Annotated in this window: 16 protein-coding genes; 4 read left to right on the forward strand and 12 right to left on the reverse strand. The window is 72.2% G+C overall.

The window, feature by feature from the left end; genetic code table 11:
* Window positions 1-145: 145 nt before the first annotated feature.
* Window positions 146-2,230 carry a TPM domain-containing protein gene (locus tag ABZY57_RS11450; RefSeq protein ID WP_356510639.1) on the forward strand — a complete coding sequence of 695 codons (2,085 nt, stop codon included), beginning with the start codon at window positions 146-148 and terminating at the stop codon, window positions 2,228-2,230.
* A gap of 75 nt (window positions 2,231-2,305) precedes the next feature.
* Complete coding sequence (locus tag ABZY57_RS11455) at window positions 2,306-3,025, forward strand: PspA/IM30 family protein (RefSeq protein WP_356510594.1); 720 nt, start codon at window positions 2,306-2,308, stop codon at window positions 3,023-3,025.
* 48 nt (window positions 3,026-3,073) lie between these two features.
* On the opposite strand, the gene ABZY57_RS11460 is transcribed toward ABZY57_RS11455, so the two are convergent.
* From ABZY57_RS11460 to ABZY57_RS11495, 8 genes are all read right to left on the reverse strand, one after another.
* A complete protein-coding gene (locus ABZY57_RS11460; RefSeq protein ID WP_356510641.1) occupies window positions 3,074-5,674 on the reverse strand; it encodes a SpoIIE family protein phosphatase in 2,601 nt (866 codons plus the stop codon).
* A gap of 185 nt (window positions 5,675-5,859) precedes the next feature.
* On the reverse strand, window positions 5,860-6,288 hold the full coding sequence (locus ABZY57_RS11465) for an ATP-binding protein (protein WP_356510596.1): 429 nt from the start codon (window positions 6,286-6,288) through the stop codon (window positions 5,860-5,862).
* Between the two features lie 166 nt (window positions 6,289-6,454).
* Window positions 6,455-6,937, reverse strand: a complete 483-nt coding sequence (locus ABZY57_RS11470; RefSeq protein WP_356510598.1) for a (deoxy)nucleoside triphosphate pyrophosphohydrolase — start codon at window positions 6,935-6,937, stop codon at window positions 6,455-6,457.
* 42 nt (window positions 6,938-6,979) lie between these two features.
* Window positions 6,980-7,183, reverse strand: coding sequence for an SPOR domain-containing protein (locus ABZY57_RS11475; protein ID WP_254382854.1), 204 nt, complete (start codon window positions 7,181-7,183; stop codon window positions 6,980-6,982).
* A 160-nt stretch (window positions 7,184-7,343) separates the two neighbouring features.
* Window positions 7,344-9,029, reverse strand: coding sequence for a hypothetical protein (locus ABZY57_RS11480; RefSeq protein ID WP_356510601.1), 1,686 nt, complete (start codon window positions 9,027-9,029; stop codon window positions 7,344-7,346).
* 172 nt (window positions 9,030-9,201) lie between these two features.
* Complete coding sequence (locus tag ABZY57_RS11485; protein WP_356510603.1) at window positions 9,202-9,954, reverse strand: GntR family transcriptional regulator; 753 nt, start codon at window positions 9,952-9,954, stop codon at window positions 9,202-9,204.
* A 150-nt stretch (window positions 9,955-10,104) separates the two neighbouring features.
* Window positions 10,105-11,244 carry a DUF4190 domain-containing protein gene (locus tag ABZY57_RS11490; protein WP_356510605.1) on the reverse strand — a complete coding sequence of 380 codons (1,140 nt, stop codon included), beginning with the start codon at window positions 11,242-11,244 and terminating at the stop codon, window positions 10,105-10,107.
* A 105-nt stretch (window positions 11,245-11,349) separates the two neighbouring features.
* On the reverse strand, window positions 11,350-12,924 hold the full coding sequence (locus ABZY57_RS11495; RefSeq protein WP_356510607.1) for a S8 family peptidase: 1,575 nt from the start codon (window positions 12,922-12,924) through the stop codon (window positions 11,350-11,352).
* A gap of 220 nt (window positions 12,925-13,144) precedes the next feature.
* On the opposite strand from ABZY57_RS11495, the gene ABZY57_RS11500 reads away from it, so the two are divergent.
* Together ABZY57_RS11500 and ABZY57_RS11505 are read left to right on the forward strand one after the other, a co-directional pair.
* Window positions 13,145-14,263 carry a threonine synthase gene (locus ABZY57_RS11500; RefSeq protein ID WP_356510609.1) on the forward strand — a complete coding sequence of 373 codons (1,119 nt, stop codon included), beginning with the start codon at window positions 13,145-13,147 and terminating at the stop codon, window positions 14,261-14,263.
* 93 nt (window positions 14,264-14,356) lie between these two features.
* Window positions 14,357-15,247 (forward strand): EamA family transporter, encoded by an 891-nt coding sequence (locus ABZY57_RS11505; RefSeq protein ID WP_356510611.1) that lies wholly within the window; start codon window positions 14,357-14,359, stop codon window positions 15,245-15,247.
* 48 nt (window positions 15,248-15,295) lie between these two features.
* On the opposite strand, the gene ABZY57_RS11510 is transcribed toward ABZY57_RS11505, so the two are convergent.
* The 4 genes from ABZY57_RS11510 to ABZY57_RS11525 all read right to left on the reverse strand — a co-directional run bounded on the left by ABZY57_RS11510 (window position 15,296) and on the right by ABZY57_RS11525 (window position 19,391).
* Window positions 15,296-16,186, reverse strand: a complete 891-nt coding sequence (locus ABZY57_RS11510) for a trypsin-like peptidase domain-containing protein (RefSeq protein ID WP_356510613.1) — start codon at window positions 16,184-16,186, stop codon at window positions 15,296-15,298.
* Window positions 16,102-17,157 (reverse strand): alpha/beta hydrolase-fold protein, encoded by a 1,056-nt coding sequence (locus ABZY57_RS11515; RefSeq protein ID WP_356510643.1) that lies wholly within the window; start codon window positions 17,155-17,157, stop codon window positions 16,102-16,104. The genes ABZY57_RS11510 and ABZY57_RS11515 overlap by 85 nt, the downstream gene beginning before the upstream one ends.
* Window positions 17,158-17,490: 333 nt before the next feature.
* Window positions 17,491-18,822 carry an alpha/beta hydrolase-fold protein gene (locus ABZY57_RS11520; RefSeq protein WP_356510615.1) on the reverse strand — a complete coding sequence of 444 codons (1,332 nt, stop codon included), beginning with the start codon at window positions 18,820-18,822 and terminating at the stop codon, window positions 17,491-17,493.
* A 131-nt stretch (window positions 18,823-18,953) separates the two neighbouring features.
* Complete coding sequence (locus tag ABZY57_RS11525; protein WP_356510617.1) at window positions 18,954-19,391, reverse strand: MarR family transcriptional regulator; 438 nt, start codon at window positions 19,389-19,391, stop codon at window positions 18,954-18,956.
* Window positions 19,392-19,428: the final 37 nt, after the last annotated feature.

Consider the following 19,428-nt stretch of genomic DNA (forward strand, 5'->3'; position numbering starts at 1 on the left):
GCTCTCCCACGGCCTGGAGCTCCAGGCGCTGCACCTGTCGAGCGGACGGCTCCGGGTGCGGGGCTACGAATCGGCCCATACCCTCCCAAATGTGACTCCGCCGAGAAGCAGGACGAAGAGACGCCAGCGACGCGCCACCGCCGCGATACCCGTCCGGACCGGCCTCGCCCTCGCCGCCGCGCTCCTCGCGCTCACCGGCTGGGCGACGGCCACCGCCCCGGCAGCCCGGGCCGACGATCCCGTCACCCTGTCCCAGCAGGGGCAGATCACCGACCGCGTGGGAGCCCTGGGCGACCGCACGGCCGAGGTCACCGCCGCCCTGGACAAGCTGTACGCCGACCGGAAGATCCAGCTGTTCGTCACGTACGTGCGCGACTTCTCCGACCGGTCCGCGCAGAGCTGGGCCGACGCCACCGCCCAGAAGAACGGTCTCGGCCAGAACGACGTCCTGCTGGCCATCGCCACCGGGGCCCGGCAGTACGCCTATTCGGCCGACGTCGACTCCGGATTCACCAAGGAGCAGCTCGCGGAGGTCGCGCAGACCGCCATCGAGCCGGCCCTCAAGCAGAACGACTGGGCGGGCGCCGCGATCGGCGCCGCCAACGGCTACGACGCCGTCCTGGGCGGCCGGCCCGTACCGGCGCCGGTCATCGTCCCCGGCGAGGCCGACCCCGGAGGCGCCGCGGCGAGCGGCGGAGAGAGCGGCGCCGGGGACTTCGTCCTCCCGGTGGTCGCGGTCGGCGCGGCCGGCGCCCTCGGGGCGTACGCGTACACCCGCCGCAAGCGCAAGCAGGCGGGCGGCGGAAGCGGCGGCGCGAAGACCACCGGCTGGTCCGGACAGGGCCCCGCCCCGCTCGCCCTGCCGGAGCTGGACACCAGGGCCAAGGCCCTGCTGGTGGAGACCGACGACGCGATCCGCACGAGCACCGAGGAACTCGGCTTCGCCACCGCGCAGTTCGGCGAGGAGGCCGTCGCGGCCTTCACGCAGGCGGTGGAGTTCGGGAAGAGCGAGCTGACGGCCGCGTTCCGGCTGCGCCAGCAGCTCGACGACGCCTACCCGGAGGACGACGCCACCCGCCGCCGGATGCTCGACGAGATCGTGGCCCGCTGTACGGAGGCGAGCCGGGGGCTCGACGCGGAGTCGGCGGACTTCGACCGGCTGCGGGACCTGGAGAAGAACGCACCGCAGGCCCTCGCGACCGTGGAGGCCCACTTCCGCGCCCTGACGGGCCGTACGACCACGGCGGAGGCCACCCTCACGGCGCTCGGCCGCCAGTACGCGGACTCCGCGGCGGCGCCGGTGACCTCCAACCCCGAACAGGCCAAGGACCGGCTGCTGTTCGCGACGACCAGCCTCGGTGAGGCACGCGCCGCGATCGACACCGGGGACAACGGCAAGGCCGCCGTGCACATCCGGGCGGCCGAGGGCGCCGTGGACCAGGCGGCGACCCTGGTCGACGCGGTGGAGCGGCGCGCGCAGGAGCTGGCGCAGGCGGCCGGGAAGCTGCCGGGCGCGGTGAACGAGACGGACACGGACCTCGCCGACGCGCGCGGGCTGCTGACCGGCACCACCGAGGGCTCCTCGACCGCCGATCTGCGCGGCCGGATCAGCCGGGCGGAGGCCGTACTGGCCGACGTACGCCAGGAGCAGGGCGCCGGCCGGTACGACCCGCTGGACGCGCTGCGCCGCGTGGAGGAGGCCGACGCGGCCCTCGACGAGGCGCTGGCCGGGGCCCGCGAGCGGGAGTCGGGCCGCCAGCGGGCCGCGGCCCTGCTCGAGCAGGCCCTGCTCACGGCCCGCAGCGCGATCGGCGCGGCCACGGACTACATCACCACCAGCCGGGGCGCGATCGGCAGCCAGGCCCGCACCCGGCTGGCGGAGGCCCAGCGCCACCTGGAGCGGTCCACCTCCCTGGCGGGCTCGGACCCGGCGGGCGCGCTCGCCGAGGCCCAGCAGGCGGACTCCCTCGCGCGCCAGGCGCAGCAGCTGGCCGAACAGGACGTACGGGGCTACCAGAACCCGTACGGCGGCGGCCGGCAGCAGGGCGGCGGCATGGGCGGCGCTGTGCTCGGCGGGATCATCCTCGGCGAGATCCTGGGCGGCGGCCGCGGCGGAGGCGGCTTCGGCGGAGGCGGAGGCGGGGGCTTCGGCGGGGGCGGCGGACGCGGCCCCGGCTCCTTCGGCGGCGGCAGCACCCGCGGCCGCATGGGCGGCGGCGGCCGCTTCTGACCCCCGCACTCCCCTTGGCCCCCGCACCCCGCACCTGCCCCTCCCCCTCCCCCCGTTCCCAAGGAGACAGAGCACATGAGCAAGCAGAGCATCCTCGGCCGCGTCACCCAGCTCGCCAAGGCCAACATCAACTCCCTGCTGGACCAGGCGGAGGACCCGCAGAAGATGCTGGACCAGCTGATCCGCGACTACACGAACAACATCTCCGAGGCGGAGCAGGCCGTCGCCACCACCATCGGCAATCTGCGGATGCTGGAGGCGGACCACACGGAGGACGTGGAGGCGGCGGCCGAGTGGGGCGGCAAGGCCCTCGCGGCGAGCAAGAAGGCGGACGAGCTGCGCGCTTGCGGATCCGCCGCCGACGCGGACAAGTTCGACAACCTCGCGAAGGTCGCCCTCGGCCGCCAGATGCAGTCGGAGAAGGAGGCGAAGACGGCCGCGCCGACGATCGCCGCCCAGACCGAGGTGGTCGACAAGCTGAAGTCGGGCCTGGACTCGATGAAGACCAAGCTGACGGAGCTGACGGCGAAGCGCGACGAGCTGGTCTCGCGGGCCAAGACCGCGCAGGCCCAGAACACGATGATGGACGCGGTCAAGAACATCGACGTGATGGACCCCACCAGCGACATCAACCGCTTCGAGGAGAAGGTCCGCCGCGAGGAGGCCATGGCCCTGGGCAAGCAGGAACTGGCCGCCTCCTCCCTGGACGCCCAGTTCGAGTCCCTGGACGACCTCGGCAAGACCTCGGAGATCGAGGCCCGCCTGGCCGCCCTGAAGGCCGGCAAGGCCGCCTGAGGGCCGGGCGCGGGGCGGGCCGTCCTTCCGGGGGCGGCCCGGTCCCGCTCACCCGTACATGCTCAGCAGTTGCTCCGCCGACAGTTCCGTCACCGACTCCGCCACCGCGCCCGGGAGCGGGAGTTCGAACCAGACCGTCTTGCCCCGATGGGTGCGGCGGGTGCCCCAGCCCGCGGAGAGCAGCCCGACCAGTTGGAGCCCGCGGCCGCCCTCGTCGGTGTCCCGCGCCCGGCGGCGGCGGGGCTGGACCAGGTTGGCGTCCCAGACCTCGCAGACGAGGGTCCGGTCCAGCAGGAGGCGCAGCCGGATCTCGCCCTCGCCGTAGCGCAGGGCGTTCGTGACGAGCTCGCTCACCAGCAGTTCCGTGGTGTCGAGCAGTCCCTCCAGGCCCCACGCGGGCAGCTTCGCCCGGGCCAGCTCGCGCGCCCGGCCCACCGAACGGGCCTCGCGCGGGAGCTGCCAGTCGCCGACCGCGTCCACCGGTAGGCCCTGGACCCGGGCCATCAGCAGCGCGATGTCGTCCTCGCCGTGCCGGGTGTCCAGGGTGTTCAGGACGTGGTCGCAGACCTCCTCCAGGGGGCGCGCGGGATCGGCCAGCGCGTCCCGCAGACCCCGCAGGCCCTCCTCCAGCGGGTGGGTCCGGGATTCGACGAGGCCGTCGGTGTACAGGGCGAGGAGGGCCCCCTCGGGGAGTTCGACCTCGACCTCCTCGAAGGGTTCCCCGCCCACGCCCAGCGGCATGCCGGTCGGTATCTCCAGCAGCAGTCCGGGGCGGGGCGTACCGCCCTCCTCCACCGGCTCCACCAGCACGGGGGGCATGTGGCCGGCGTTGGCGATGGTGCAGCGCCGGGTCACCGGGTCGTAGACGGCGTAGACGCACGTCGCGAGGTACACCTCGGAGCGGTCGGCGTCCCGGGAGTGCAGTGCCGCGCGGGAGGCCTGCTGGGAGCCGCCGGGAGCGCCGAGGCCCCGGGCGATCTCGTCCAGCGCGGTCAGCACCTCCGCCGGTTCCAGGTCCAGCAGGGCGAGGGTCCGTACCGCGGTGCGCAGTTCGCCCATGGCCACGGCCGCCCGCAGTCCGCGGCCCATGACGTCTCCGACGACCAGCGCCGTGCGGTGCCCGGGCAGCTCGATGACGTCGAACCAGTCGCCGCCGACCTCGGTGGCGGCGTTGCCCGGCAGGTAGCGGCAGGCGATGTCGAGTCCGGCGGCCTCCGGGTCGCCGGGGGGCAGCAGGCTGCGCTGGAGTATCAGCGCGCGCTCGTGCTCGCGCCGGTAGAGCCGCGCGTTGTCGATGCAGACGGCGGCGCGCGCGGCGAGCTCCACCGCGACCGCCCGGTCGCGTTCGCCGAAGGGCTCGCTGCCCTTCGTACGGGAGAACTGCGCGAGCCCGACCACCGTGTCGTGGGCGACCAGCGGGACCACGAGCGTGGACTGCACGAGGTCCCCGGACTCGGGTCCGCCGCCCTCCACCAGCCGCGGCCGCGCCGTGCGCAGGGCGAACGCCCCCGGCGATCCGGCCGGGTACCGGTGCACCTCCCCTACGGAGACCAGCGCGCCCGGGCCGGACAGCGGCGCGTCCGACACGGCCGAGGAGAAGGCCACCCGCCGCAGCGGCGCCGAGGGCGCGCGCCCCGGGCCCTGGCCGGGCAGGCTGGGCACGCCGGGGCCCTGCGGGCGGGCGGGGCGGTCGTCGTCGCCGAGCAGCAGCCCCTGGTAGAGGTCGACGGAGGCCAGGTCGCAGAAGCCCGGAACGGTGACGTCGAGGAGCTCGCGGGCGGTGGTCTCCAGGTCGAGGGAGTTGCCGATGCGGTGTCCGGCCTCGTTCAGCAGGGCCAGGTTGCGCCGGACCCCGGCGGCCTCGCGGGCGGCGAGGTGGCGGCGGGTGACGTCGATGCCGATGCCGGCGACCCCGATGGGGCGGCCGGTGCCGCCGTGGACCCGGTAGAGGTTGATGGACCAGTGGCGGTTGTCCCGGCTGCCGGGGGCGGCGCCGGTGATCTGGAGGTCGTTGACCGAGTCGCCGGTTTCCAGGACCCTGCGCAGCGCCTCGGCCATCCGGTCGGCCTCATGCGCGGGCAGGTAGTCGTGGACGGTGCGGCCGCGGTGTTCCTCGGCGGCGCCGCCGAAGACGGTCGCGAAGCGGCGGTTGGCCCGCTGCACGGTGAGGTCCGTGCCGAAGAGCAGGAACCCGAAGGGGGATTGACCGAATATCGCCTGCGAGGCGGCCAGATCGGATTCGATCCGGCGCAGCGCGCGTACGTCGACCACGACGCAGAGCGCGGCCCGCTCGGCGGTTTCGGTCTGGGTCGGCATCACATAGATCTCGGCCACCCCGTGCGCACCGTCGCCGCCGGGGATCCGGAAGGGGATCAGGCCCGTCCATTCCTTGCCGTCGAGAATCTCGGCCACCCTGCGGTGGGCGCCGGCGCGCAGCTCCGGGGGCATGAAGGCGTCGACGGGGTCACGGCCGACGGCCTCGGCCGCGGTCAGCCCGAAGAGTTCCTCGGCGCGCAGGCTCCATTGGTCGATCAGCCCGTCGGGCCCGATCGAGAAGGAAGCGACCTTTATGTAGTCATATATCGAGCCAGGCGGGCTGCTGTGCCACAGGGAGTCGCGCCAGGTCTCCCCAGACGCTTCCCCGGGCACACGGGCCTGATGTGCCTGTGCAGGTATCTCGCTCACGCGACCGTCCCCTCCAGCTCACCGCAACCGGACCGGCCATGACCGAAGTATTCAGCACCACGGCGCTCTACGACACGGCCTTCGCGATCACAAAAAGATCCCGTTGTTTTCCAGCCAAGCCGTGTGATCGTCGGCTGCCCCTCACCTTGTTACTCACCAGGAAGAGCCAATTCGAACCACACGGTCTTGCCCGACTTCCCGTGACGGGTCCCCCAGCGCTGCGCGGAGACGGCCACGAGGTGGAGTCCGCGGCCCCCCTCGTCGTCGGGTGCGGCGGTGCGCTCACGGGGTGGATCCGGAAGCGGATCCGAAACCTCCACGAGAAGCGCCGGACCCGAGGGAGCGTCCCGGGCGGCTGGATTGCGCCGCACGAGACGGACTCCGATGGGCCCGGAGGCGTACCGCAGGGAGTTGGTGACCAGCTCGCTGACCAGCAGTACGGTGACGTCTCCGACGGAGTCGAGCCCCCAGTCGCGAAGGGTGCCGCGCACCGCGTGGCGGGCAGTGCGGACGGCACCCGGTTCGGCGGGAAAGGCCCATTCGACGCATTCACCGTCTGTGTCGATCACGCCGATCACTTCCCGGGCCGGCTGGCGACCCCAGTCCGGTTCGCAGGGAGAACAGAACCTCGTGGACAGGTACGAGATAGGGATTAATAGCGACATACCCGATATTCACGGCGTCGTACCACTCGGCCCTTCACGGACCGGCGCACTGTGGCGCAGACGGCCTAGCGCGTGCGCGTCACGCGCCCCCGCGCACCCCGCCGGCGGCGCCCGTGCCGGAACCCGCGCCCGCACCCGCGTCGACGCCCGCACCCGCGTCGACACCGGCGCCGGCGCTCAGCCGGCGGCCGGCCTCGGCGACGGCCGGGCGGTCCTGGTCGAGCCAGTCCACCGAGTCCAGCTCCTCGGGTCGCAGCCAGCGCAGCTCGTCGTGGTCCTCCAGCGGGACCGGATCGCCCGAGAGCAGCCGGGCCGTCCACACGTGCAGGACGAGGCCGGGCTTCAGCGCCCACTCCCCCGGGATCCGCTCCAGCGCCTCGGTCTCCACGCCGAGCTCCTCGCGCAGCTCGCGCACGAGCGCCTCGGGTACGGACTCGCCCGGCTCCGCCTTGCCGCCGGGGAGCTCCCAGCGGCCGGCGAGCTCCGGGGGCGCGCTCCGGCGGGCGGCCAGCAGGCGCCCCTCATGACAAAGGGCTCCGCCCACGACCACTCGTACAGTCATGGGACGGAGCCTATGGCAGCGGCGACGGGTGCGCCGCACCGCTCAGTTCCTCGTGCCGGTCCGGCCGGCGGTGCTGTCCTGGCCGAGCCGCTCGATCCAGTAGAGCTGCTTGTGCCCTCTGCTTTCGAGGCTGTCGGCGACCTTCTGGGCCTCGGCCCGGGTGGAGTACCGGCCCACCCGGTAGCGGTTGCCGTTGTCGTCCTCACGTATGACCAGCCACGGGAGCAGGGCACCGCTGTCGTTCATCGCGTTTCACCCTCCGCCGACGTACCTGCCCGGGAAACCGCATTGCGCATATGCCCGAGCCTACGCCCGACCTTTACTCAGCGGATACGGTTTTTCACGAAGAGGTACCTCACAGGCGTACGCATCCGGCCATGCGTACGAGTGGGCCGTGCGCGCCGGCTCAGACCCCGCGCACGGTCGGCAGCGGCAGGATCACGGCGCCGCCCGCGTCCGCCGTGCGGCAGACGTCCCCGCAGGTCGCGTCGAGGGAACAACAGAGCGAGCAGATCGCGCCGGAGACGACGGGGCAGTCGGCGATGTCCGGGAGCTCGTACGCCGACTCGCAGACGGAGCAGAGGTGCGTGGCGGTGACGTCCTGCACGACCACGTCCGGGCCGTTGACCGTGTTCGGCCTGGCCAGGTAGTACTTCCCCCGCGTCGCCCAGGCGATCGACGGACAGAGGACGAGTGCGAGGCCGGCCGCGATGAAGGTGGAGAAGGCCTCGGCGTATGTCCCGAAAAGGCCGAAGAAGGCGAGGATCGAGACGGTGGAAGCGATCACCATCGAGCCGAAACCGGCCGGATTGACCGAGTACAGGTAGGCCCGCTTGAACTCGATGTACGGCGGGCTGAGCCCGAGCCGCTTGTTGATCACGAGGTCGGCGGCGACGGCGACGATCCAGGCGATGCCGACGTTGGAGTAGAAGCCCAGCAGCTTGCCGAGCATCGCGAACATGTTCAGCTCCATCAGCGTCAGCGCGATGCCGAGGTTGAGGAAGATGTACCAGACGCGGCCGGGGTGGCGGTGGGTGACCCGGGAGAAGAAGTTCGACCAGGACAGCGAGCCGCTGTAGGCGTTCGTGACGTTGATCTTGATCTGGGACACGATGACGAACAGCGCCGCCACGGGCAGCGCGAGACCACCGAGCCAGGGGCGCAGCGCCTCCAGCTGCGGGGCGATCGGCTCCAGCGCGTGGGTCTTGCCGACGGCCTCCAGGGCGGCGAAGGCGAGGAAGGCCCCGCCGAGCTGCTTGGCGGCGCCGATGATCACCCAGCCGGGGCCCGCGGCGAGTACGGCGAGGTTCCAGCGGCGGCTGTTGGCCGGGGTCTTGGCGGGCATGAACCGCAGGTAGTCGGCCTGCTCTCCGATCTGCGCGATGAGCGAGAGCGCGATGCCGGTGCCGAAGCCGAAGCCGATCCAGGAGAAGCCGGAGCCCGCTCCTTCCGTACCGCCGAAGTGTGCGAAGGAGCCCCAGGCGTCGGGAGCCTCGAAGGCCAGCACGAGGAAGGGCAGGACCAGCCCGATCAGCCAGATCGGCTGGGTCCAGGCCTGCACCTTGGCGAGGGCGCCCATCCCCTTGAAGACGATCGGGATGACGATGAGCGTGGTGATCAGGTACCCGATCTCCACCGGCAGTCCGACGGCCTGGTGCATGGCCTGCGCCATGATCGAGCCTTCGAGCGCGAAGAAGATGAAGGTGAAGGAGGCGTAGATGAGGGAGGTGAGGGTGGAGCCGAAGTACCCGAACCCCGCGCCCCGGGTGACCAGGTCCATGTCCAGGCCGTACGTGGCACATGCGCGGGCGATGGGGATGCCGGTCAGGAAGATGACGGCGGCGGCCGCCAGGATCGCGGCGGCCCCGCTGGTGAAGCCGTAGGCGAAGACGATGGAGGCGCCGATGGCGAAGTCGGCGAGGTAGGCGATGCCGCCGAGGGCGGTGCCGGCGACGGTGCCGGGGCCCCAGCGGCGGAAGGAGTGGGGCGCGTACCTGAGCGAGTAGTCCTCGCGGCTCTCGTCGGCGGCGAGCTTGGCGTACTCCCTGCGGGGTGGCTGCGCCGCGGGGGCGGGGGCGACGGTGTCGGTCATACCGCCGGAAGGTAGGCCCGCCGCGTGACGGCCCGTCACCCTTGGCCATTACCCCGGGGTTACACCCCCGGGCCGCCCGTCACAGCGGGGTTACACCCCCCGCGACCCCCTGTCCGCGTTCCGGTGCGGCGCCGATGCCAGGGGCTCCGCAGGGTTCACCGCCGCAGCGAGGTCACCTCACCGGCAGGTGGTACGCCAGGCGGTAGCGGTCGGCCGGGATGACGACGTCCGCCGTCTCCACCGCCCGGCCGGACGCGAAGTACGTGCGCCCGATCACCAGCACCACATGCCCCGGCACCCCGCCGAGCTGCATGTTCTCCTCCGCCAGGCCCGGCCGCGCGCCGACCTCCTCGACCACGTTGTCCACGACCACGTCGATCGCGGCCATCCGGTCCACCACCCCGGAACCGCCCAGCGGGCCCTCCTCCGGCAGCATCACCGGGCTCCGGCCGGTCACGGCGAGCGGCTCCCAGGAGGTGGACAGCATCATCGCCTCGCCCGCGTCGCGGTAGACGTACCGCGTCCGCATCACCCGCTCGCCCGGTTCGATGCCGAGCCGTTTCGCGATGTCCGCCGGGGCGGCGGCCTGCTCGCTGCTGGAGTCCCAGGTGCCGCGCGCGCCCGCCTCCGCCTGCTCCTGCCGGAAGGGGGTCGAGACCCCGCCGGTGCGGTAGCCGGAGCGGGCGACGCGCCGCGGGACCGGTTGTTCGCGTACGTACGTGCCGGATCCGGACCGGCCCTCGACCAGGCCCTCCGCCATGAGGACCTTGCGCGCCTCCAGGGCCACCGTGTCGGAGACCCCGTATTCCTCACGGATCCGGGCCTGCGAAGGGAGCCGGGCGTGCGGAGGCAGGGACCCATCGACGATCTTCCGTCGCAGATCCCCGGCGACGCGCAGATAGGCCGGCTGCTCGCCGAAAGTCACAGGCCACTCCCATCAGGTTGACAGACAGCTACACCCTGGCAACCGACGGTTGTCCATCGCAAGCAAGGGCCAGAGTTTCACCCGAAGTGATGAAGCCAGGTCACTCAAACCCACCCGTCACACGGGCAACACCGCCGCCCGCACCGGCAGCTACGCCTGCTCCACGGACGGCGCCCTGCCCGGCGCGCCCGAACCGTCGCCCTGCGCCTCCTCCAGCCACTCCGGCACCGTCGTCGACAGGCCGTACGCCCCGCGCAGCGTCTTCTCCGTCTCGACGGGCAGCTCCGCGAGCGCCCGGTCCCAGGCCTTCGCGAACCCGTCCCCGGTCGTGGCCTCCGAGGCCCGCCGCCACTGCCGCCGCGCCGCCTCCACCCGCTCGTGCTGCACTCCCGCCGGCCCGGCCACCTTCGGCCGCGCCTTCGCCGCGTCCAGCATCCGCGCCTCCGCGGCCAGCACCCCGTCCATCTCCCGCGCCCAGGCCCGGTACTCCTCCAACGCCTCGTCCACGCCCGCGTCGGGCGCGTGGCCCAGTGCCAGATCGGCCTCGTTCATCGCACGCAGGAAGGCCACCTGGTCCGGTTCCAGCATTCCCGCATCCTTGCGCAGACTGCCCCGGTGTTCCTGCTCCGCCGTGCCGATCACGCACACGAGCCGCCGGTCCCCGTCCCGCCACGTCGCGCGCGAGGGCGCGAAGTAGAACATCTCCGCGTACGACGGCAGCGCCCAGGTGTCCATGGCGTACGCGTCCTGGGCACGCCAGCATTCCTCGGCCGTCGACTCCTTCAGCTCCTCCTCGCCGGGGAAGCGGGACCCGCTCAGCGCGTGCGCGAGGGTGACCTCGGCGTCGTGGACCTCCGTACAGGCGATCCGGTACACGAAGGGGTCCTCGGCGAGCAGGTCCCCGCCGGGGACGTTGAAGCAGCTTCCGACGCCCAGCTCGGCGAAGTCGGTCAGCTCGCCCTCGACGTCCTCGTAGGGCTCGGCCGCGCCCGACGCCCGGGCCCGCTCGAAGAGGGTGTCCGCGGCCCGCTCGACGCCGAGGACCAGGACGCCGGACAGCAGGACCGACACCGTCAGCCCGCAGACGGCGAGCGCCTTGCCCCGCTCGCCCTTCTTCGCGACCTGAACGAGTGCCACGACCCCGAAGACGATGCCCAGCGGTGGGAAGCAGAGCAGCCCGACGAGCAGGGAGGCGAGCGCGAAGCCGTTGAGCGGGGGCGGCCCGTACCCGTACCCCTGCGGGGGCGGGGCGGGCCAGAGGTGCGGGGGCGGCGGGGGCTGCGTGCTCACGGGGCTCCAGAAGCGGGCGAACGATTGCGCGAATGGTACGCAGCGGGGGCGGCCGTCGAAACGGTCGCCCCCGCCGGGCTCATCGCGTGCCCGACCTCGTCAGGGTCAGAACTGGAGCGCCCAGGAGTCGATCTTGCCGGTGTCGATGTTGGCGTTGTCGTTGACGCGGAGCTTCCACACTCCGTTGGCGACCTCGGAGGAGGCGTTGACCGTGACGGACTTGATGATGTTGTCCGCACTGCCGCCGCTGCGGTTGTGCAGGTTGTACAGGGTGCCGTCGGGGGCGACGAGGTCGACCTTCAGGTCACCGATGTAGGTGTGCTTGATGTCGACCGAGACGCTCAGCGTGGCCGGGGCGTTGCCGGAGATCCCGCTGACGGTGATCGGCGAGTCGACGGTGGAGTTGTCGGTGATCGCGTAGTCGTTCAGGTTCTCGAAGCGGGTGCCCGGGTTGGGCGGGGTGGTACCGGTGCCCACGCGGAGCAGGCGGTTCGGGGAGCCGGTGCCGGGGCTGGTGACCACGTTCGGGGTCGCGGCGGCGACGAGGCCCGCGGAGATCTGGGCCGGGGTGCTGCCCGGGTTGTCCGCGAGGTAGAGGGCGGCCGCGCCCGCGACGTGCGGAGAGGCCATCGACGTACCCGAGATGGTGTTGGTGGCCGTGTCGCCCGTACCCCACGAGGAGGTGATCGAGGAGCCCGGCGCGAAGAGGTCCAGGACGGTGCCGAAGTTGGAGTAGCTGGCCTTGGCGTCCGTGTTGGTGGTGGCGCCCACCGTGATCGCCTCGGCGACGCGCGCCGGGGACTTGGTGGAGGCGTTGGCCGTCTCGTTGCCCGCCGCGACGGCGTAGGTGATGCCGCTGGCTATGGAGTTGCGCACGGCGGTGTCGAGCGCGGAGTCCGCGCTGCCGCCGAGCGACATGTTCGCCACGGCCGGCTTGACGGCGTTCTGGGTCACCCAGTCGATGCCGGCGACGACCTGGGCCGTCGTGCCCGAGCCCTGGTTGTTGAGCACGCGGACGCCGACGATCTTCGCCTTCTTGGCCACGCCGTAGGCGGTGCCCGCGACCGTGCCGGCGACGTGCGTGCCGTGGCCGTGTCCGTCCTGGGCGGTGTTGTCGTTGTCGATGGCGTCGTAACCGTCCGAGGCGCGGCCGCCGAAGTCCTGGTGCGTCTTACGGACGCCCGTGTCGATGATGTACGCCGTCACACCCTCGCCGGCCTTGTCCGGGTAGGTGTAGCTCTGGTTCAGCGGGAGCGCCGCCTGGTCGATCCGGTCCAGGCCCCAGGAGGGCGGGTTGGGCTGGGTGGCGTCGACGGTGAACACCCGGTTCTGCACGACGGACTTGACCGCGGGGTCGGCGGCGAGCTTCTTGGCCTGCGCCTCGGAGACCTCGACGGAGTAGCCGTTGAGGGCCGCGCTGTAGGTCCGGTCGATCCTCGCGCCGTACCGCTTGGCCACGGCCTTTCCGCTGTCGGCGGTGGAGCGTGCGGCGGAGTCGTTCAGGGTCACGATGTAGCTGCCGGAGATGGTGCCCTCCGCGCCGGCGTTCTCGATGACGCCCTGCGGGGCGAGCGGGGCCGCCGAGGCGGGTAACGCGAGGGCGGCGCCGAGGGCGAGGGCCAGTGTGGCGGTCGCTCCGATACCGGTGATCTTCCGGCGGGTGTGACGCGTCGCGGACATGTGAGGGGTCCTCCTCATAGGTGGTGCGCTGCGGGGGGTGCGCAGCCGTCGGACCTGCCGCCAGGGCATGGCTTTTAGGCATGCACATGACAAGCAATTCGGCCCAACGATGCGCCGCTGACGAAAGGTTGACCCACGGAGTCGCTCCACCACAAGAGGACAACGAACGCGTAACATCCGTGCCATACCTCGGCCATGAACGAGCAAAGGCTCACCGCACATGACGCGCGCACTACCCGGCTACGTCTGCGCCGAAGACGCCACCCACGCCGAGGCGCGGACGGCCCCCTGGTGCTGCCCGGTCTGCGGCGGTCCGTGGGACCTCGACTTCGCCCCAGATCCGGACGCCGTGCTGGATCCCGCGGCCGGCCCCCACTCCCTCTGGCGCTACGGCTCCGCACTGCCGCTCACCGGGGCCGCCGTCACGCTGGCGGAGGGGAACACCCCGCTGGTGCCGCTGTCGGAGCGGGTCCAGGCCAAGCTCGACTTCCTCATGCCCACGCTGTCGTTCAAGGACCGCGGCGCGGTGATGCTCGTGGAACTGGCGCGCAGGCTGGGCCCGGAGCGGGTGGTGGCGGACAGCAGCGGCAACGCCGGTACGGCCTTCGCGGCCTACTGCGCGCGGGCCGGACTGGACTGCGAGGTCTTCGTGCCGGAGGGCACCTCGGCGAAGAAGACGGAGCAGATGCGCGCGCACGGCGCGGCGGTGACGGTGGTGCCGGGCGGCCGCGAGGCGGCGGCGACGGCGGCCCGCGAAGCGGCAGACCTGCCGGGGGTGTTCTACGCCAGCCACGTCTTCAACCCGTACTTCCTGCACGGCACCAAGACCTACGTCTACGAGATCTGGGAGGCGATGGGCGGCCACCTGCCCGAGGTGATCGTCGTCCCGGTCGGCAACGGCACCCTGCTGCTCGGGGCCGCGCTCGCGGTGGAGGAGCTGGCCCTGCGCGGGGTCCGCCCGCCGACCCTGATCGCCGTCCAGTCGGCGGCCGTCGCCCCGCTGGCCTCCGCCTTCCACGCGGGCGCCGAGAACGCCGACCCGGTCCCCCAACTCCCCACGCTGGCCGAGGGGATCGCCATCCCGGCTCCGCCGCGCGCCCGCCAGATCCTGGCTGCCGTCCGCAAGTCCGGCGGAACCTTCCTGACCGTCACCGACCACAGCGTCCGCGCGGCCCAGCTCGACCTGGCCCGGCGCGGCCTCTTCGTGGAACCCACGGCCGCCGCCTGCTGGGCCGCGGTCGGCCCCACCGCCCCCGACGACCCCCTCCAGGGCCGCACCGCGGTCGTCCCGCTCTGCGGCGCGGGCGCCAAGACGGGACTGGCCGCGCCGGGGGCCTGACCGGGGCGGCGCGCCGGACGCCGGCGGGAGCGGAGCGCCCCGGTCCGGGGACCCCCCGATGGATGCAGAGGCCAACGACATAGGCTCCGCGTCATGCGCACCCCAACGACCCGTGTCTGGATCGCCCTCGCCCTCGTGTACGTCGTCTGGGGTTCGACCTACCTCGGCATCCGGATCGTCGTCGAGACCATGCCCCCGTTCCTCTCCGCCGGGGCCCGCTTCATCACCGCCGGCCTCCTCCTGGCCGGCCTCGTCGCCTGGCGCGACGGCCCGGCCGCGCTCAAGGCCACCCGTGCCCAGCTGCGCTCCGCCGTGCTGGTCGGGCTGCTGCTGATCCTCGGCGGCAACGGCCTCGTCGTCCTCGCCGAGACCACGATCCCCTCCGGGCTCGCCGCCCTCCTGGTGGCCGCCGTACCGATGTGGTTGGTCGTCCTGCGCGCCGGCTCCGGCGACCGCCCCTCGCTGCGCACCCTGGCCGGGGTCCTGCTGGGCCTCGGCGGGCTCGCCGTCCTGACGAGCCCGGGGCTCGGCGGCGAGATCGGGCTCGGCGGGGTGCTCCTGGTGCTGACCGGCTCGGTGCTCTGGGCGCTCGGCTCCTTCTCGGCGGCGAAGCTGACCCTGCCCGCGAACCCCTTCACCGGCAGCGCGTACCAGATGCTCGCCGGCGGGACCGGCGGGATCCTCGTCGGCCTGTGCCGCGGCGAACACCGCGGGCTGGACCTCACCTCGTACTCCACCGCGTCCTGGCTGGCCCTGGTCTACCTCGTGCTGTTCGGCTCGCTCGTCGCCTTCACCGCGTACGTGTGGCTGCTGCGCGCGGCCCCGCTCTCGCTGGTGGCCACGTACGCCTACGTCAATCCGGTCGTGGCCGTCGCCCTGGGCTGGCTCATCCTCGACGAGGCGCTGACCTGGCCGATCCTGCTCGGTGGTGCGATCGTCGTGGCGGCGGTGTGCGTGATCGTGAGCACGGAGCGCCGCGGCTGAGGGCTCCGCGGCATCGGCCCCCGGCCTGCGGGACCGCCCGGCCGCCCCTCAGCCCGTGTCCTCGGCCGCCCGCTCGTAGAGGGCCTTCGCCCGGTCGTCGAACAGCGCGGCCGTGGAGTCCACGTCGGTCTCCCCGCCGCTCAGCACCCCGATGAGCTGCCCGGGCCGCCCGGGCCCGCCGCGGTCGGCGATCCACGGGCTGCCGCTCGTACCCGTCCAGAAACCCGAGCAGCTGATGTAGAGCATGGCGGGGTCGTCCTCGTCGTGCCGGCTCTGCGTCGTACAGGCGACGGGCTTGTTCTCGGGGTTGTGCTCCGACTCCGGATAGCCGACGACGGTCACCTCCCGCTCGTAGCCGGAGGTCCAGACGGGCTTCGGTGCCTCCCCGCGTCCGACGACCTCCTGCAGGCTGCGCCCCTCCGCGTCCGGTTCGACGCTGAGGAAGGCGAAGTCGGCGGTGTCCTCGCCCCACTTGGTCCAGCGCTCGTCGACCTGGACGGAACGCACCTTCCACAGCCCGAGGGGCTGCTGCCCGGCTCCCTCTCCGGAGAAGGCGGGGGCGAAGGACAGCTCGCCGATGGCCAGTCCGTCGTGCGCGGCCTCGCCCGGCTTGCCGTCCTCGCCGGCCGGGGCCACGCAGTGCGCGGCGGTGGCGACGACATTGCCCTGCGGGCTGTCGACGACGCTGGCCGTGCACCAGTGCTCGCCGTCGGCCATGAGGACGCCGACGGTGGGGAAGGCGAGCGCTGCGCGGTCCTCGTAGCCGCCGGGGTCCTTGGCGAACACCACGGCGAGCAGTGCGGCGGCCGCCACGAGGGCGGCCGAGCCGATCCCGATCCCCTTGAGGCCGGGGCTCACCGCGAGGCGGCGCCGCTCGCGCCGCCGCTCGGGGCCGGCCGGGGCTTCGGGGTGGGTGCGGACATCACCTTGCTGATCCACTCCAGCGCGCCCTCCCTCATCCCGCGTACGTACGACTTCCCGTTGTGCTCACCATCCTGGATCACCTGCAGCCTGGTGTGCACGGGGCCCTTGCCGTAGTCCTTCATGAACCGCTCGGCCTTCTCCCGGCCGGTTTCCGCGGTGCCGATCTGGAAGTTCACGTAGACGTCCGGGCCGCCCGCCGCGATCAGCTTCGCGGCGAGCTTCTCGGGGTTGTTCTCGTCCATGGCCTGCGTGTTTCCCTTCCACAGCGGGGAATCGGGGACGAAGTCGACCCCGCTCGCGATGGCCGCCTTGAAGCGGTCGGGGTACTTCAGGACGTGCTTGAAGGCTCCGAAACCACCCGACGAGGAGCCCATGAAGGCCCAGCCGTCGCGGGCGGTGAAGGTCCGGAAATTGGCCTTCGTGAAATCCGGGACGTCTTCGACCATCCAGGTGCCCATCCTGGGCCGGCCGGGGATGTCGGAGCCGTCGAAGTGGTGCTTGGTGTCGGCGTTGATCACCGGCATGACCAGGACGAAGGGCAGGCTCTTGCCGGACTTCACCCCGTCGCTCACGGCCTGCTGGAGGCCGAGGCCGGGGCCCGTCCCCCAGTAGTTCGTGGGGTACCCGCGGCCGCCGGGCAGGGAGATCAGGACCGGGAAGGCGCTGTCGGCGTACGCCGGGTCGTCGTACTCCTTCGGCACCCACACCCACACGTCGCCCGTGAACCCGGACTTCTTCCCCGTCAGGGTGGTCTTGGCGATCTGGGTGCCGTCCGGCAGCCGGGAGGTCCGGACGAACGAGGCCTTCGGCCCGGTCGGCATGAGCACGCCGGGCGCGGCGTGGGCGGCGGTGGAGGTCGCCTGCTGGGGCTTCCCGAAGGAAACGGGGTCGCCTATGTCCGAGAAGAGGCCGTAGTGGTACGCGGCCGCCCCGCCGCCCGCCACGAGGGCGAGCCCGAGCCCGCCGCTGATCAGGATCAGGCGCAGCCGGCGCTCGGGGCGGCGGCCCCCGGCCGCGGCGGCGCCGGCCCCGGTCCCGGTCCCGGCGGCCGGGTGCGCGGTCGTCGCACCGGCGCCCTCGGTCGTGGCGGCGGCTTCACCCTGCAGGTCTTGGTGCACGGATCGTTCCCGTTCCTTCTCCGGCGCCCTCTGGGGGCGCGGGTTGGACCGTTTGGTCCCCCCTTACATCCATAACAGAGGTATGAACGACCGGATGGGTTGCCTGGGACGGGGTGGGCGTGGCGAGGACCACGCCGGGGACGCGTGCCGTAGGCCGTGCGCGCGCCGGCCGCTCCCCCGCGCGGGTGCGTCCGATCGCGGTCAGCCCGCCTCGGGCTTCGGCCCCTTCAGCACCTTGCTGACCCACTCCAGCGAGCCTTCCTTCATGCCGCGCACGTAGTGCCAGCCGTTGTGCTCGCCGTTCTGGATGTCCCGGATGGTCATCTTGACCGGGCCCCTGGCGTACTTCTCCCGGAACTGCGTCATGCGCTCCTTGCCGCTCTCCTTGGTCCCGATCTGGAAGTTGATGTAGACCTCGGGACCGCCCGCGTCGATCAGCTTCTGGGCGAGCTTCTCGGGGTTGTTCGCGTCCATCTCCGCCTGGTGGCCCTTCCAGAACGGGGAGTCGGGGACGATCTCGCCGCCGCTGGCGATCACGGCCTTGAACTTGTCCGGGTGTTGCAGGACCTGCTTCATGCCGACGAAGGCACCGGAGGAGGAGCCCATGAAGGCCCAGCCGTCACGGGACTTGTACGTACGGAAGTTGGCGCGGGTGAAGTCCGGGACGTCCTCGGCGATCCACGTGCCCATCTTGGGCTGCCCGGGGATGTCGGAGCCGTCGTAGTAGTACTTCGCGTCCGGGTTGAGCACCGGCATGATCAGGATGAAGGGATGGCTGGTGCCGGCGCGGACGCCCTCGGTGATGGCCTTCTGGAGGCCGAGGCTGCGGTCGGCCCAGTAGTTGTTCGGGAAGCCGTTGCCGCCGGGGAGCGCGATGAGCACCGGGAAGCCGCTCTTGGCGTACTTCGGTTCGCCGTACTCCTTCGGCGTCCACACCCAGACGTCGCCCTCGAAGCCGGACTTGGCGCCCTTGAGGCGGGTCTTCGCGATGATCGTGCCGTCGTCGAGCTTGGCGGTCTGCTTGAACGGGGCGCTCGGACCCGTGGCCGGCTGCACGTCCGGGTCGCCGCTCGGCGCGGGCGGGCTCGCGGGGGCCTCGCCCGGGCTCCCCTGCGCCGCCCCGGCGTCGGCGGGCGGGGTCGTGCCGAAGCTCACCGAGGAGCCGTTGCCGGAGAACCAGTCCAGCTTCCAGGCGGCGAAGCCACCGCCGCCGAGGACGAGGACGCAGGCCATGGCCACGCTGGTCCACAGCACGCGGCGGGAGCGGCGGGGGCGCCGCGGGGGTTCCTGCGCACCGGGGCCGCCGGGGGGCCCGGGTATGTGCGGGGGGACGTAGGCCTCATGGGCGTGGGCCTGGCTGCCATCGGGCCGGTGTGCCCCCTGCTGGTCCTGCTCCTGCAGGTACTGCCCCTGCTGGTACTGGCCCTGCTGGTACTGGCCCTGCCCGTACTGCCCCTGCTGGTAGGCCGGGTACGGCGGGTGGGACTGGTACGGCTGGTCATCGGGCCGCGGGCGCTGCGGGTCCTGGTGCACGAACTTCGCTCCGAACGGTCATGACTGCCCCCCGGTGGGACAGAAGGGACTGGGATCCCCCTAGTCCTGATGTGTGAATCCCCCGGAAAGTTCCAAATCAGCGCAAAATCATGATCCGAATCCCGGGCAGCTCACTTCAGCGCGTCGAGGACCCCCGCGCACCGCCCGAGCAGTGCGATCAGCAGCTCCCGCTCCTCGCCGCTGAACTCCGCGGCGAGCGCCCGCTCCACCGCCACCGCCCCCGCGTCGGCCAGCTCCATCACGGAGCGCCCCTCCTCGGTGAGCCGGGTCTCCAGGACGTTGCGGTGCAGTTCGTGCGGGGTCCGTTCGATGAGGCCGCGCTCCGAGAGGTTCTTCAGCACGGTGTTCATGGTCGGCGGCGTCACCCCGCACAGGCGGGCGAGCGAGGCGGCGGAGACGCCGGGCTTCTCGGAGAGCCAGAGCAGCGCCGCGTACTGCGGAACCGTTACTGCGGCCGGCTTCACCGCCGTGTTCTTGGCCCCGAGGAGCGCCTGTTCGGCGCGCTTGATGTGGGAGCCGATGCGCTCCTCGGCGGGCATGGAGGTCATCTCCGCATCATAAAGCCCTTGCATGCATTAGAGCTCT

Origin of the sequence: Streptomyces sp. NPDC006450, from assembly GCF_040612195.1 — a bacterium.
Taxonomy (GTDB): Bacteria; Actinomycetota; Actinomycetes; order Streptomycetales; family Streptomycetaceae; genus Streptomyces.

What these genes read in the sequence shown, in the direction of transcription:
- ABZY57_RS11455 (WP_356510594.1), top strand. Translation starts at nt 2,306, where the DNA reads ATGAGCAAGCAGAGCATCCTCGGCCGCGTCACCCAGCTCGCCAAGGCC.
- ABZY57_RS11470 (WP_356510598.1), bottom strand. Translation starts at nt 6,937, where the DNA reads ATGACTGTACGAGTGGTCGTGGGCGGAGCCCTTTGTCATGAGGGGCGC.
- ABZY57_RS11475 (WP_254382854.1), bottom strand. Translation starts at nt 7,183, where the DNA reads ATGAACGACAGCGGTGCCCTGCTCCCGTGGCTGGTCATACGTGAGGAC.
- ABZY57_RS11480 (WP_356510601.1), bottom strand. Translation starts at nt 9,029, where the DNA reads ATGACCGACACCGTCGCCCCCGCCCCCGCGGCGCAGCCACCCCGCAGG.
- ABZY57_RS11495 (WP_356510607.1), bottom strand. Translation starts at nt 12,924, where the DNA reads ATGTCCGCGACGCGTCACACCCGCCGGAAGATCACCGGTATCGGAGCG.
- ABZY57_RS11500 (WP_356510609.1), top strand. Translation starts at nt 13,145, where the DNA reads ATGACGCGCGCACTACCCGGCTACGTCTGCGCCGAAGACGCCACCCAC.
- ABZY57_RS11505 (WP_356510611.1), top strand. Translation starts at nt 14,357, where the DNA reads ATGCGCACCCCAACGACCCGTGTCTGGATCGCCCTCGCCCTCGTGTAC.
- ABZY57_RS11525 (WP_356510617.1), bottom strand. Translation starts at nt 19,391, where the DNA reads ATGACCTCCATGCCCGCCGAGGAGCGCATCGGCTCCCACATCAAGCGC.